Genomic DNA, 14,198 nt, shown 5'->3' with positions numbered 1-14,198 from the left:
CGCTGTCCGGACGATCACGTCCGGCCGCGTCAGTTGGTGATGCGCCGCTGCGAATCGACCACCTTCTTGAACAGGCCCTTCATCGCGTCCGCGATCCCCTCCGAGGGGCTCACCGGCCAGTACAGGTCCGGCGACGCGCAGGCCGCCATGTTGGTGGCGATCTGGCTCGAGAACGGGGCGATCCAGGTATTGTACCAGCCGTTCGTCGGCAGCGGCAGGTAGGTGGTGTAGAGCACCGCGACCCGGATGCCGCGGTCCTTCAGGGCCTGGCAATTGGCGAGCGTGATCGGCTCCTGGCAGCGCCCGTTGGTGGTCGGCTTGGTGCAGGTGCTCGGGTAATTCGCGTCGGCCACCCCGTCGGAGACGAAGAAGACCACCTTCTGCGGGGAGGCCGCGCTGGCGCCGCTGCCGGGATTGGGCACCGCGCTGTTCAGCCGCGCGAAGATTCCGTCGAAGTCGGTGCACTGGTCGTTGTTGTAATTTTGGTAGGGCACCGTCATCAGGTCGAGCGCGCCCGCGTCGGTCTTCGAGGTGGAGAGATTGGCGGTCAGCGCGGAGACCTGGTTGAGCCCGATCCCGGAGCAGCTCGTCCCGAAGCTGTAGATCGCCATCCGGTACTGGCCCGCCGCGATCGCCTTGGCGCTCGCGGTGTCCATCAGCTGCTGGGTGGCGTCGCGCACCACGTCGATGCGCATCTTCACGCCGAGGTTCTTGGCCTTGGCGTAGTAGTCGTTCCCGCCCGCCGACATGTCGTGGCAGGCGAAGGCGCATTGGTCGGAGGTGTTGGCGACCATGGTGGCGATGTCGGCGGTGGTCGCCGCCACGCCCATCGACGGCGAATTGTCGAGGAGCAGGTAGAAATCCGTGAAGATCGGATTCGGCGAGGCCGCCGTCGCGGTGCCCCCGAAGGCGACCGTCGAGAACCCGGCGAGCCGCATGATTCCCGTGCGGATCGTGGCGCTGTAGGTGAGGCTCGCCGTGCGCACCCCGTCCGTCGTCGGGGCCGTCGCCGCGCGCGGGCTGGCCGAGACGTTCGGCAGCGCGGCGGCCGCGTCCGTGAACAGCTTGGCCATGGCGGCCTCGGCATCCGCCTGGCTCATCTTCATCCCCGCCGCGCTCACGGCGGCGAGGACCGCCTGGTCCGCGACAGCGTCGAGCTCCGTCCGGGCCTTCTGGTAGGAGGTGAAGTCGACCGCCGCCCCGACGAGCAGCAGCACCGGGACGAGGGTGACGACGAACATCATGCCGATGCTGCCGCTCCGGTCCGCCGCGAAGACGCGACGCGACCGGGTCACCCCGCGCCGAACCCATCCGCCCTCGGACCGCATCCCGGCCTCCACGCGCCCGCACGCCGGCGCCCCGGGGGCGCTGCCGTATAGGCGAGTCCTGACTCGGCACGGCTTTCGGAAAATTTAAGCCGTTCGCCGAATCAGCGGCTCATTGACCAGCAGATCGGCACAGAATGCAGACGACCCGGGGACAAGATGTCTCTCGCCGGAGGGACGGCACTTATCAAGGCGGCTGGGTGGTGGCAGCGCCGCGCGGGCGCCCGGGACCGTGCGGCGCGCGGCGGATGGCGGATGACGCGGCCGCGCGGACGGGCCTCACGGCGTCGGATAGGTGATGAATTCCATCAGCGACCCGTCCGGATCGCGGAAATAGACGCTCAGCCCCGGGCCGGCCGCGCCGTTGCGCGGCACCGGCCCGAGCTCCACCGCGACGCCGTGGCGCTCCAGGTGGGCGACGGCCTCCTCGATCGGCCCCGACCAGCGGAAGCACAGGTCGCTGCCGCCCGGCATCACCGGCAGGCGGGCGCGCGGCTCGCCGATCTGCCCCGGGCCGTGCACGTTGAGCTGCACGCCGCCGAAGCGGTAGGCGAAGCCGCGGCCGACCGGGACCGGCTCGGCGCCGAGCACGTCGCTGTAGAAGGCCGTGGCGCGGTCCCAGTCCGAGACGTGGATGACGCAGTGGTCGAGGTGGATCGCCGGGCGCAGGACGCCCTCGGTCAGCACCTCGGCGAGTTCGGGAAGCGGTTCGGGATCGGGCATCGGGACGTGCTCGCGGTCGAGGAGGGGGCGGGCGCCGGAGAGGGAGGGCGCCCGCTTGCGGCGAGAAGCGCCGGCCTCAGGCGACCTCGTGCTCGATCGCCCCGAACACCGAGTGGCCGCCGCGGTCCTTCACCTCGACCCGCAGGCGGTCGCCGGGCGCCAGGTAGGGCAGGCGCGCCCAGCCGGACGCGACGATCTCGGCGGCGCGCGCCTCGGCCAGGGAGGCGAAGCCCGCCCCGCCCTCGGCGACGGAGCGGCCCGGCCCGCCATCGATGCCGCGATTCGAGACCGGCCCGGCGCTCACGATGGTGCCGGCCCCGAGCGGGCGCAGGCGCGCCGCCTCGGCGATCAGCTCGCCGAAACCCGACCCGAGATCGGAGCCGGCCTCGGGGCGGCCGAGGAGCGCGCCGTTGCGGGTGACGCAGAGCGGGCGCTGGACCATGCCGTCCTGCCAGTCCGGCCCGAGCTCGTCGGGCGTCACCGCGACCGGGCCGAGGCTCGCCGCGAAGCCCGCCGCCAGGGGGCCGTCGAGGTCGAGCCCGTCCGGTTTGAGGCGGTCGCGGCGAATCACCTCGGTGACGAGCGTGACGAGCCGGACCGCGCCCGCGGCCTGCGCGGGCGCGGTGCCCTGGGCCACGTCGCCGGTGATCACGGCGAGGCCCGCGGAGACGTCGAGGGAGGCGGCGGGATCGGCCGGGAGCGTCGCGCGCGGGGCCAGGAACCCGTCCGAGGCCGCGTGGCGCAGGGGCGTGCCGGAATCGGACGGGGCCTCGGCACCCTCGGCTTGGCGCAGGAGCCGGACGTGCCCCGGCCAGGCGGCGGCGTGGCGGCGCGCGAAGGCCCGCGGCAGCGGCGCCGCGCAGGCGTGCTCGTGGAAGCGGAAGGAGGGGACGGAGCCGTGCTCCAGCTGCTCGGCCAGGGCCTCCAGGGCCGGGCCGTGGCGGTCCCACTCGTCGAGGGCCTGCTGCAGGGTCGGCACCACGATGAACGCATCGGTGGCGCGGGTGAGGTCCCGCGACACGACGACGAGGCGGCCGTCCCGGCCGTGCGCGAGGCTGGCGAGCTTCATGTCCTGTCCTCCCGGCCCCGCTGGCCGGGAGGCGCCGATGGCGTCGGCGCATCCCCCGGGGGCATGCGGCCCATCATGGACGGGTCCGGGAGCCGGCGCCAGCGCGGCCTCGGCGGCGGCGCCCCGGTCAGATCCGCCGATGGACGAGGTCGTGGATGAAGCCCAGCTTGGCGATGACCGGGGGCGCCAGCACGAAGGGATAGACGTCGTTGAGGCCCATCGCCCGGTTGACGCTGTTGAGCGCGAAGGTGACCGGCAGCCAGGTGCTGACCACCTGCTCGATGCTGTCGGCCCTGTAGGGGTCGAAGCCGATCCGGGCGGCGAGCGTCCCGGTCGCGTCGAGGAGCGGCTGGACCTGCATGCCGAAGGCGCTCGCCATCTCCAGCGTGTCGACGATGTGAAGGTAATGCGCCCAGGTCTCGGCGAAGTCCTCCCAGGGATGCGTCGTCGCGTAGGCCGAGACGAAGTTCTCCTGCCAGTTCGGCGGCACGCCCTCCGCGTAGTGGCGCTTCAGCGCCTCCTCGTAATTCTCGGAATCGTCGCCGAAGACGGCCCGGCAGGCGTCGAGCTTGCCGGCGTCGCGGACCAGCACGTCCCAGTAATGGTGGCCGACCTCGTGGCGGAAATGGCCGAGCAGCGTGCGGTAGGGCTCGCCCATCGCGGCGCGGCGGCGCTCGCGCTCGGCGTCGTCCGCCTCGACGAGCGCGATGGTGATGACGCCGTTGTCGTGGCCGGTCATCACCTTCGGGCCGTCCGCGGGCGGATCGGCCAGGAAGTTGAAGATCAGCCCGTGCTCGGGATCCTCCGCGCGGGTGTGGAGCGGCAGGTTCCAGCGCAGCAGGGTGTAGAACAGCCGGTGCTTGGCCGATTCCATCTTCCGCCACGCCAGGAGCCGGCCCGGATCGGAGATGTCCGGGATGGTGCCGTTGTGGCGGCAGGCGAGGCAGAACGCGTCGCGCGTGCCGGGCGGCACCAGCCAGTTGCAGGCGTCGTGCTCGGCATTGGTGCAGAACAGGCCGGGCCGGTCCGGGGCGGCGAGCGGCGTCCAGGACCCGTCGCCCACCGGCTCCAGGGCCGAGAGCGTGCCGGTCTCGGGCAGGTAGGCGAGCCGGTGCCCGCAGCGCTCGCAGGTGTGGTTCTCGTAGTACAGGATGTTGCCGCAGAACTGGCACTGGAACAGTCGCATCGGAGCCTCGCCGCCATGCAGGGCACCGCCCGACGACGCGGATGCCGGTTCGTCGAGGGCGGTGCCGTAAGGGTGGAAGCCCGGCGCGCCCCGGTTCCGGCGGGAACCGCGGGCGCGTCCGGGAAGCGGCCGCGGGCCGAACGGCCGAGCCTTGCACCCGTAACGGGCGGGCGGGCTTTGGGATCCCTCGGGCGGCGCTATATCGGCGGCGACGTCACAGGGACGGAGGAGCGCCCGCCGATGACCATGAATGGTGCCGAGAGCCTGGTCCGCACATTGGTCGCGGGCGGCGTCGAGGTCTGCTTTACCAATCCGGGCACGTCCGAGATGCACTTCGTGGCGGCCCTGGACCGGGTCGAGGGGATGCGCGCGGTGCTGTGCCTGTTCGAGGGCGGGGCGACCGGCGCGGCGGACGGCTACGCCCGGATGACCGACCGGCCCGCCTCGACGCTCCTCCACCTCGGCCCCGGCCTCGGCAACGGCATCGCGAATCTCCACAATGCCCGGCGGGCACGCTCGCCGATGGTCAACATCGTGGGCGAGCACGCGACCTACCACCGCGCCTTCGACGCGCCCCTGACCTCCGACATCGAGGGGCTGGCGCGGCCCGTCTCGGCCTGGCTCCGCACGGGGCTGAGCGCCCGGGAGGTGGCGCGGGACGGCGCGGCGGCGGTCGCCGCCGCCCTGACGCCGCCCGGCGGGGTCGCGACGCTGATCCTGCCCGCCGACACCGCCTGGGAGGAGGGAGGCGGGGTGGCGCCCGTGCCGGCCATCCCGGCGCGGGCGCGGGTGCCGGACGAGGCGATCACCCACGCGGCCGCGGCGCTCGCCAGCGGCGAGCCGGTGCTGCTGCATCTCGGCGACCGGGCGGTGCGCGGGGAGGGACGGCGGATCGCGGCCCGGATCGCGGCCCGGACCGGGGCGCAGCTCCTCGCCATGACGTCGAACGCCCGGATCGACCGCGGCGCCGGCAGCGTGCCGATCGAGCGGCTGCCCTACCCGGTCGATCCCGCCCGGGCGGTGCTCGCCCCCTTCCGGCACATCATGCTGGTCGGGGCGACGCTGCCGGTCGCCTTTTTCGCCTATCCAGGCAAGCCTTCCGCGCTGGCGGCGCCGACCTGCGACGTCTTCGCCCTGGCCGCCCCCGAGCAGGACCAGATCGACGCGCTGGAGCGCCTCGCCGAGGCGGTCGGCGCGCCGGCCGCGGCGGACCTCCCGGCCCCCGCCCGCCCGGTCCTGCCGGGCGGCGAGCGCCTCGACCAGGACAGCGTCGGGCAGGTGCTCGGTGCCCTGATCCCGGAGGGAGCGATCATCTGCGACGAGTCGATCACCACCGGCCGCAACTTCTTCCCCGTCACGCAGGGCGCCGCGCCCCATACCTGGCTGCAGCTCAGCGGCGGCGCGATCGGGCTCGGGATCCCGATGGCGACGGGCGCCGCCGTGGCCTGCCCGGACCGCAAGGTCATCGCCCTGCAGGCGGACGGCAGCGCGCTCTACACGGCGCAATCGCTCTGGACCCAGGCCCGCGAGGGGCTCGACGTCGTCACCCTGATCTGGTCGAACCGCTCCTACGCCATCCTGCGGGCGGAACTCGCGCATGTGGGGGCCAATCCGGGCCGCAAGGCCCTCGACATGCTCACCCTCGACGATCCGCCGATCGATTGGCCGAGCCTCGCGCGCGGCTACGGCGTCGAGGGCTGCCGGGTCGAGACCCTGCCGCGCCTCGTCGACGTCCTGACGCGCGCCCTCGCGCGGCGCGGACCCTTCCTGATCGAAGTGGCCCTTTGATTGAGAGGGGCGCACAAAACACGCCGGACGCGCAAAATCGCGCCGGCACTGCAGATTCTCTGGGTAAAGCCGGCAAAATTTCAGCAGAGCGTAACGCCGGCCGCGCGAGACATGGTTCGGTTCTGCGTGGAATTACGGTGACCATGGCGACCGATCCGACGGCAACCGACGCGCTGCTTCGCGGCTGGTCTTCCGCGCAGGCCGCCGCGCGCGGCCTGCCCTTCTACGAGGATGTGGTTCTCGGCAATCTCCGGCGGGCGGCGCCGCGCGCCGCCCTCGTGGCCCTGCCCGGCGAGGATCCGGCGCACGTGCTGTGGAGCGGCGAGGCCTTCGAGGCCTGGCTCGGGCGCCCGCCGCAGGGGGTCGCGGTCGCGGCGCTGGGGGAGGGCCTCGGCCACTCCCTCGGGGCGATCCTGCGGGACGCGCTCGCGGGCGGGCAGCCCGTGCGGGCGCGCTGCAACCAGGTCAGCGGCGGGATGGTGCTCTCCACCGAGATCCTCGGCCTGCCGCTGCGCGACCGGACGGGGGGCCGCTACGTCCTGCTCTGCCTGCTCGGCGAGACGAGCCGCACCAACCTCCTCAAGGCGATCCTGCGCGCCACCGGCCAGGGCATCCTGGCGCTCAGCGCCGTGCGGGACGAGGCCGGCGGCGTCGTCGACTTCCAGGTCGTGGCGCTGAACGAGGCCGCGGCCGAGATGATCGGCGGGCCGGCGGCGCTGATGTGGCAGCGCCTGTCCGCGATCCTGCCGGGCCCCGTCGCCGAGGCCACCACGGCGCGCCTGCGCCCCATCGCCGGCGCGTCCGGGCGCCTGAGCTTCGAGGCGGCCTATCGGCGCGCGGACGGGGCCGTGCTCCACCTCAAGATCGAGGCCGCCTCCCTCGGGGATCACCTGGGCCTCACGCTGACCGACATCGGCGACGTCAAGGCGCGGGAGGAATCCGCCCGCCTGCTGTTCGAGACCAACCCGCTGCCGATGTGGGTGACGGACGAGGCCGGCCGCTTCCTGGCCGTGAACGACGCCGCGATCGGCCATTACGGCTACGCGTCGCCGGACTTCCTGCGCATGAGCCTGCGCGACCTCGCGGTCGCGGGCGGCGCCGGCAGCGGCGAGGCGCCCGCGCGCCACCGCCGCCGCGACGGCAGCGTGATCGAGGTCGCGGCCTATTCGCGCCGCATCCCCTTCGAGGGCCGGTCGGCGACGCTCACCGCCCTGGTGGACGTGACCGAGCGGCGCCGGGCCGAGGCGCGGATCACCCACATGGCGCATCACGACGCGCTGACCGACCTGCCCAACCGGGTGCTGTTCCGGCAGCGGATCGTGGCGGCCCTCGAGGCGCAGGCCCGGGACGGGCGGAGCGCCGGGCTGCTCTGCCTCGACCTCGACCGCTTCAAGCTCGTCAACGACACGCTGGGCCATCCGGCCGGCGACGAGCTGCTGCGCCAGGCCGCCCAGCGCCTCGCCTCCTGCGCGCAGGACGGCAGCGTGGCGCGGCTCGGGGGCGACGAATTCGCCCTGCTCGCGCCCGCGGACGGGCCGGAGGCGGTGATGGCGACGGCGCGGCGCGTCATCGCGGCGCTCGCGCAGCAGCCCTTCCTGGTCGCGGGCCAGGCCGTCCAGGTGGGCGCGAGCGTCGGCGTCGCGCTCCTGCCCGCCGACGGCACGGATCCGGACGTGCTGCTGCGCCGGGCCGACATGGCGCTCTACGCCGCCAAGGCGGCCGGGCGCGGCACCGCCGTCGCGTTCGAGCCGGCGATGGACGAGGCGATCCAGGCCCGCCGCATCCTGGAAGCCGACCTGCGCGCCGCCCTGGAGGCCGGCGCGCTCGAGGTGCACTACCAGCCGCTCCACGATTGCCGCACGCTGCGCATCCTCGGCTGCGAGGCGCTGCTGCGCTGGCGCCACCCGGCGCGCGGCTTCGTCCCCCCGGGCGAATTCGTGCCCCTCGCCGAGGATCTCGGCCTGATCGGCGAGCTCGGGGCCTTCGTGCTGCGCGCGGCCTGCCGGGAGGCGGCCGGCTGGAGCGTCCCGCTGCGCGTCGCGGTGAACCTGTCGCCCGCGCAGTTCCGCAGCCCGGGCCTCGCCCTCTCGGTGACGGCGATCCTCGCCGAGACCGGGCTCGACCCCCGGCGCCTCGACCTGGAGATCACCGAGACGGTCCTGCTCTCCGAGGACGCGGCGAACGTCGCGATCCTGAGCGAGTTGCGCGCGCTCGGCGTGCGGATCGCCATCGACGATTTCGGGACAGGCTACGCCAGCCTCAGCTACCTGCGCGCCTTCCCGTTCGACCAGATCAAGATCGACCGCTCCTTCGTCGGCCGCCTCGGCGAGGACCCGCAGAGTGCCGCCATCGTCCGGGCCGTCACGGATCTCGGCCGCAGCCTCGGCATCGTCACGGTGGGCGAGGGCGTCGAGACGCCCCGGCAGCTGGAGCAGCTGCGCGCCTTCGGCTGCGACGTGGTGCAGGGCTACCTTCTCGGCCGCCCGGTCCCGGCCGCGGCCCTGCGCCCGCTCCTCGCGGCCTGATCCGACATCCGACGGATTGCTTCGCCATGCGGATGTCGGCTTCGCTCAAGCGCCGCGCGGGCTCGTGATCCGCGATCCGACGGATTGCGTCGCCATGCGGATGTCGGCCTCGCTCAAGCGCCGCGGCCGTTCGGCTCGGATCCGGGTTCCGCGCCGGGGTCGCCGCCGGACGGGCGCTCGGCGGCGCGCTGCGGCTCCCGGGACACACACGCGGCCCGCGCGAGCGGCTAGGCAGGAGCATCCGACCGCCCGCCGAGGATCGCTCCCCGCCATGACGCCGCGCCGCCTGATCCCCCTCCTCCTGGCGAGCCTGTCGCTCGCCGCCTGCCAAGCCCGCGGGCCGGCCCAGGTGGCGGTGACCGGTGTCGCGGCGACCGACGAGGATGCGGCCTGGTACATCGGCACGATGCCCGACCAGCCCTTCGACGTGCCGCTGGTCGACCGCGGCCGGATCGACCCGAAGTACCGGCGCCAGGTCGTGGCCTATGCGGGCCCGGAGAAGCCCGGCACGATCGTGGTCGATATCGACGAGCGCCTGCTCTACCTCGTGCAGGACGGGGGCGAGGCCATCCGCTACGGCGTCGGCGTGGGCAAGCTCGGCTTCTCCTGGAAGGGCACCGCCACGATCGGCCGCAAGGGCGTCTGGCCCGATTGGGGGCCGACCCGCACCATGGTCGGCCTCAACCCGGACCTGCCCCGCTCGCGCAAGGGCGGGCTCGACAACCCGCTCGGGGCACGCGCCCTCTACCTCTACCAGGGCGGGCGCGACATCCTCTTCCGCATCCACGGCACCAACGAGCCCTGGAGCATCGGCGAGCAGATGTCCTCGGGCTGCGTGCGCATGCTCAACGAGGACATCGTCGACCTCTACGGCCGCGTGCCGGTCGGGACGACCGTCCTGGTTAAGCGGCACGGCCGGTACCGGGTCTGAGGTCCCGCGCCGGCCCCGGCGCGTCGCGGAGCAGGGCCCCCACCGCCCGCGCGTCAGGCGCGTGGCGCGCCGTTCAGCTTGCGTTGTGCCTTGGGATGGTCCAACCCCGGCGACGCGTGGGGTCGCAACCCGGACAAACGGACGAACACGATGGCGAAGTGGGTCTACACCTTCGGCGACGGCAAGGCCGAGGGCCAGTCGTCGATGCGCAACCTGCTCGGCGGGAAGGGCGCGAACCTTGCCGAGATGTCGAATCTCGGGCTGCCGGTGCCCCCGGGCTTCACGATCACGACCGAGGTCTGCACCTACTTCTACGACCACGGGCGGGAGTACCCGCCCGAGCTCAAGGATCAGGTCGACGCCGCCCTGGAGGCGGTGGGAGGGCTCACCGGCCGCCGCTTCGGCGATTCCGAGACGCCGCTGCTGGTCTCGGTCCGCTCCGGCGCCCGGGCCTCCATGCCGGGCATGATGGACACGGTGCTCAATCTCGGCCTCAACGACGTCACCGTCGAGGCGCTGGCCCGCGGCGCGGGCGACCCGCGCTTCGCCTACGACAGCTACCGGCGCTTCATCACCATGTACGCGAACGTGGTGCTCGGGGTGGAGCACCACACCTTCGAGGAGGCGCTCGAGCACTACAAGGAGACGAAGGGGCTCGACCTCGACACCGACCTCTCCGCCCAGGACTGGAAGCACCTGATCGGCGAGTACAAGAGCATCGTGAAGCGCGAGCTCGGGCAGGACTTCCCGCAGGACCCGCAGGCCCAGCTCTGGGGCGCGATCGGGGCGGTGTTCGGCTCGTGGCGGAACCCGCGAGCCAACAAGTACCGCGAATTGCACGCCATCCCGGAGAGCTGGGGCACCGCGGTCAACGTGCAGGCCATGGTGTTCGGCAACATGGGCGACACGTCCGCGACCGGCGTCGCGTTCACGCGCAACCCCTCGACGGGCGAGCGCGCGCTCTACGGCGAGTTCCTGATCAACGCCCAGGGCGAGGACGTGGTGGCGGGCATCCGCACCCCGCAGGACATCACCGAGGCGGCCCGGATCGAGTCCGGCTCCGACAAGCCCTCGATGGAGCGGGCGATGCCGGAGGCCTACGCGGAGCTCGTGCGCATCTACGGGCTGCTGGAGAAGCATTACCGCGACATGCAGGACATGGAGTTCACCGTCGAGAACGGGAAGCTCTGGATGCTGCAGACCCGCAACGGCAAGCGCACCGCCAAGGCGGCCCTGCGCATCGCCGTCGAACTCGCCGGCGAGGGGCTCATCACCCGCCAGGAGGCGATCGGGCGGGTCGAGCCGGCCTCGCTCGACCAGCTCCTGCACCCGACCATCGACCCGAAGGCCGAGCGCCGCGTGATCGCGACCGGCCTGCCGGCCTCGCCGGGGGCGGCCTGCGGCGAGATCGTGTTCAACTCGGAGGAGGCCGAGGCGGCCAGGAAGGCCGAGCGCAAGGTCATCCTGGTGCGGGTCGAGACCTCGCCCGAGGACATCCACGGGATGCACGCGGCGGAGGGCATCCTGACCACCCGCGGCGGCATGACCTCGCACGCGGCCGTGGTGGCGCGCGGGATGGGCAAGCCCTGCGTCTCCGGCGCGGGCGCGATCCGCGTCGACTACAACGCCCGCACCCTCTCGGTCGGCGGCGTGACTCTGAAGGCCGGCGACCTCGTCACGATCGACGGCTCCAACGGGCAGGTGATCCAGGGCGAGATGCCGATGCTGGAGCCCGAACTCTCGGGCGACTTCGCCACCCTGATGGGCTGGGCCGACGAGGTCCGCACCATGAAGGTGCGCGCCAATGCCGAGACCCCGGCGGATGCGCGGGCGGCGCGGACCTTCGGCGCCGAGGGCATCGGCCTGTCGCGCACCGAGCACATGTTCTTCGACGAGGGCCGCATCACGGCCGTGCGCGAGATGATCCTCTCGGACGACGCCGAGGGGCGGCGCGCGGCGCTCGCCAAGCTCCTCCCCTACCAGCGGGCGGATTTCGTCGAGCTCTTCACCATCATGTCGGGCCTGCCGGTGACGATCCGGCTGCTCGACCCGCCGCTGCACGAGTTCCTGCCCAAGGAGGAGGAGGTCGCGGCCTTCGCCGCCGAGACGGGCCTGCCGGCCGACAAGCTGCGCCGCCGGATGACCGAGCTGCACGAGACCAACCCGATGCTCGGCTTCCGCGGCTGCCGGCTGGCGATCCTGTTCCCGGAGATCGCCGAGATGCAGGCCCGCGCGATCTTCGAGGCCGCCGTCGAGGCCGCCACGCGGACCGGAAAGCCCGTCATCCCCGAGGTGATGGTGCCCCTGGTGTTCACCAAGGCCGAGTTCGACCTCGTCAAGGCGCGCATCGACGCCATGGGCAAGGCCGTGGCGCAGGAGACCGGCGCGTCGGTCGAGTACCAGGTCGGCACGATGATCGAGTTGCCGCGGGCGGCCCTGCGGGCCGGCGACATCGCGCAGACGGCGGAGTTCTTCTCCTTCGGTACCAACGACCTGACCCAGACGACGCTCGGCATCAGCCGGGACGACGCCGGCACCTTCCTGGGGCCCTACACGAAGAGCGGCATCCTCTCCTCCGACCCCTTCGTGTCGATCGACCAGGAGGGCGTGGGCGAACTGGTGCGGCTCGGGGTCGAGCGCGGCCGGGCGGTGCGCCCGGGCATCAAGCTCGGCATCTGCGGCGAGCACGGGGGTGACCCCGCCTCGATCGCCTTCTGCCAGGAGGTCGGCCTCGACTACGTGTCCTGCTCGCCCTACCGGGTGCCGATCGCCCGGCTCGCCGCCGCCCAGGCGGCGCTCTCGATCAGGCCGCGCGGAGAGGCCTGATCCGGAATCCGACGGCTTGCGTCGCCAGGCGGATGTCGGCCTGGCTCACGCGCCGCGCGGGCTTCTCATCCGCTGTCCGGACGTGATCGTCCGGACAGCGGATGACGCCGTCCGGCACCTCGCCGCCTGGGCGAGGCGCCGCCGTTAACGCCCGCTCAACCATACTTCCCGATCATCGTCCCCGGCCGTCACGCGGCTTCTGGCGCAACAGCCGTGGGATCGGAACGTGGGAGCAGGGCGCAGGAGAAGAGGGCGAGGCGTGCGCTGGATCGGCGCCGCGACGGCGCCGTGGCTCGTGGCCGGGGGGGTCCTGGTCTCGTTCACGGCGGCGGCCGGCGTCGACTCGTCCTTCGGGGCCAGCACGGTGGCGCTCCTCTCGGCCCACGCGTCGCCGCCTCTCCCGCCAAGCGGGCTGGTCCCGCCAAGCGGGCTGGTCCCGCCAAGCGGGCTGGTCCCGCCAAGCGGGCTGGTCCCGCCAAGCGGGCTGGTCCCGCCAAGCGGGCTGGTCCCGCCAAGCGGGCTGGTCCCGCCAAGCGGGCTGGTCCCGCCAAGCGGGCTGGTCCCGCCAAGCGGGCTGGTCCCGCCAAGCGGGCTCTTCGCCGAGCCCCTCGACGCGGCGCCGCTGCATCCCGACCTCAAGTCCCATGCCGGGCCGACGCCGCTGCCGCAGCGCGCGGCCAAGGCGGACGCCCTCGCGCCTGGGCGCCAGGAGAGCGCGCGGCGGCGCCTCGCTTCCCTGCGCAGGGGCTGGCTCGGCGGCGCCGGGAGCGGCGTCGCCGCCGCCCTGACGCCCGGGCCGGCCACCTGGACGCCCGACCCCGACGAGACCGGCTTCGTGCCGTTTCCACCGGGCGGGAGCCCGCCGGTGGGCGGCGAGCGGTCCTCCGAGAGTTCCCCGTCGAGCGCCGCCAGCGACGAGACGCGGGGCGCCTCGACCGGCGGGCGGACCCAGGACGCCCGCCAGGACGGCGCCACCCCGGCGGTGCCCCGCGCCGTCGCATTGTCCTCGACGACGCCGGCCCCGGCGGACGCCATCCCGATCGAGGTCGCGGCGGCCCCGGTCGTGGGCGGGCTGCCGTCCTCGCGCCTCGACGCGCGCCCCGGCCTCACCCATGCGGCGCGGATCAGCCCCGAGGTGCTGCCGACCGAGGAGGCGCGGCGCCGCTACGCGGCCCTGATCACGCCCGACAATGCCGAGAAGGAGCAGCGCTGCCTCGCCGAGGCGGTCTATTTCGAGGCGCGCGGAGAACCCGAGCAGGGCCAGGCGGCGGTGGCGCAAGTGGTGCTCAACCGCGCCAAGAGCGGGCTCTACCCGTCCAACATCTGCGGGGTGGTCTACCAGAACCGGCACCGCTACCTCGGCTGCCAGTTCTCCTTCGCCTGCGAGGGCCGCTCGCTGCGCATCACCGACGAGAGCGCCTGGACCACCGCGACGCGCGTGGCCCGGGAGGTCGTCGAGGGCCGCACCTACCTCGCCGATGTCGGCGGGGCGACCCATTACCACGCCGACTACGTCCGCCCGCGCTGGTCGCGCCGGCTCAAGAAGATGGACGTGATCGGCCGTCACATCTTCTACCAGCTCAAGCCCGGCCAGACCTGAGGGCCGGCGCCGCCCGTGCCTTGCGGGGCGGCCCGCCGCGCGCGGCGCGCGGCGACGATCGATCGCGCCGCGTCGAAACCCGTCGCACGCCCCTCCCGGGCCGAGGCCGCCGGGAACCGGGCCGGAGGGCTCGCAGGCACCCGCGCGGCGAGGCGCGGCACCCGCGCGGCTCGCGCCGCCCTCGCGGGCGAGGCGAGAGCGGCGGAAAGACCGATGGGGAGGAGC

At 73.4% G+C, this 14,198-nt stretch carries 9 protein-coding genes; 5 read left to right on the top strand and 4 right to left on the bottom strand.

Annotated elements, in window-relative coordinates:
* Positions 1-29: 29 nt before the first annotated feature.
* The 4 genes from QA634_RS13770 to QA634_RS13755 all read right to left on the bottom strand — a co-directional run bounded on the left by QA634_RS13770 (position 30) and on the right by QA634_RS13755 (position 4,303).
* Positions 30-1,328, bottom strand: a complete 1,299-nt coding sequence (locus tag QA634_RS13770) for a pilus assembly protein TadG-related protein (protein ID WP_012332562.1) — start codon at positions 1,326-1,328, stop codon at positions 30-32.
* A gap of 276 nt (positions 1,329-1,604) precedes the next feature.
* Complete coding sequence (locus QA634_RS13765) at positions 1,605-2,048, bottom strand: VOC family protein (RefSeq protein WP_012332561.1); 444 nt, start codon at positions 2,046-2,048, stop codon at positions 1,605-1,607.
* Positions 2,049-2,124: 76 nt separating this feature from the next.
* Entirely contained in the window at positions 2,125-3,117 is a 993-nt protein-coding gene (locus tag QA634_RS13760; protein WP_012332560.1) for a fumarylacetoacetate hydrolase family protein, read from the bottom strand.
* A 127-nt stretch (positions 3,118-3,244) separates the two neighbouring features.
* A complete protein-coding gene (locus QA634_RS13755; RefSeq protein ID WP_012332559.1) occupies positions 3,245-4,303 on the bottom strand; it encodes a zinc-binding metallopeptidase family protein in 1,059 nt (352 codons plus the stop codon).
* Positions 4,304-4,543: 240 nt separating this feature from the next.
* Here QA634_RS13755 and QA634_RS13750 point away from each other — a divergent pair, with 240 nt between their 5' ends.
* From QA634_RS13750 to QA634_RS13730, 5 genes are all read left to right on the top strand, one after another.
* A complete protein-coding gene (locus QA634_RS13750; RefSeq protein ID WP_012332558.1) occupies positions 4,544-6,091 on the top strand; it encodes an acetolactate synthase large subunit in 1,548 nt (515 codons plus the stop codon).
* A 143-nt stretch (positions 6,092-6,234) separates the two neighbouring features.
* Positions 6,235-8,616: a putative bifunctional diguanylate cyclase/phosphodiesterase gene (locus QA634_RS13745; protein ID WP_012332557.1), complete on the top strand. Its 2,382-nt coding sequence runs from the start codon at positions 6,235-6,237 to the stop codon at positions 8,614-8,616.
* 271 nt (positions 8,617-8,887) lie between these two features.
* A complete protein-coding gene (locus QA634_RS13740) occupies positions 8,888-9,547 on the top strand; it encodes a L,D-transpeptidase (RefSeq protein ID WP_012332556.1) in 660 nt (219 codons plus the stop codon).
* Positions 9,548-9,697: 150 nt separating this feature from the next.
* Positions 9,698-12,373 carry a pyruvate, phosphate dikinase gene (gene ppdK, locus QA634_RS13735; RefSeq protein WP_012332555.1) on the top strand — a complete coding sequence of 892 codons (2,676 nt, stop codon included), beginning with the start codon at positions 9,698-9,700 and terminating at the stop codon, positions 12,371-12,373.
* Positions 12,374-12,632: 259 nt separating this feature from the next.
* A complete protein-coding gene (locus QA634_RS13730) occupies positions 12,633-13,973 on the top strand; it encodes a cell wall hydrolase (protein WP_012332554.1) in 1,341 nt (446 codons plus the stop codon).
* Positions 13,974-14,198 lie beyond the last annotated feature (225 nt).

The organism is Methylobacterium sp. CB376 (assembly GCF_029714205.1).
Classification (GTDB): domain Bacteria; phylum Pseudomonadota; class Alphaproteobacteria; order Rhizobiales; family Beijerinckiaceae; genus Methylobacterium.
This window is presented reverse-complemented; position numbering and strand designations above follow the sequence as displayed.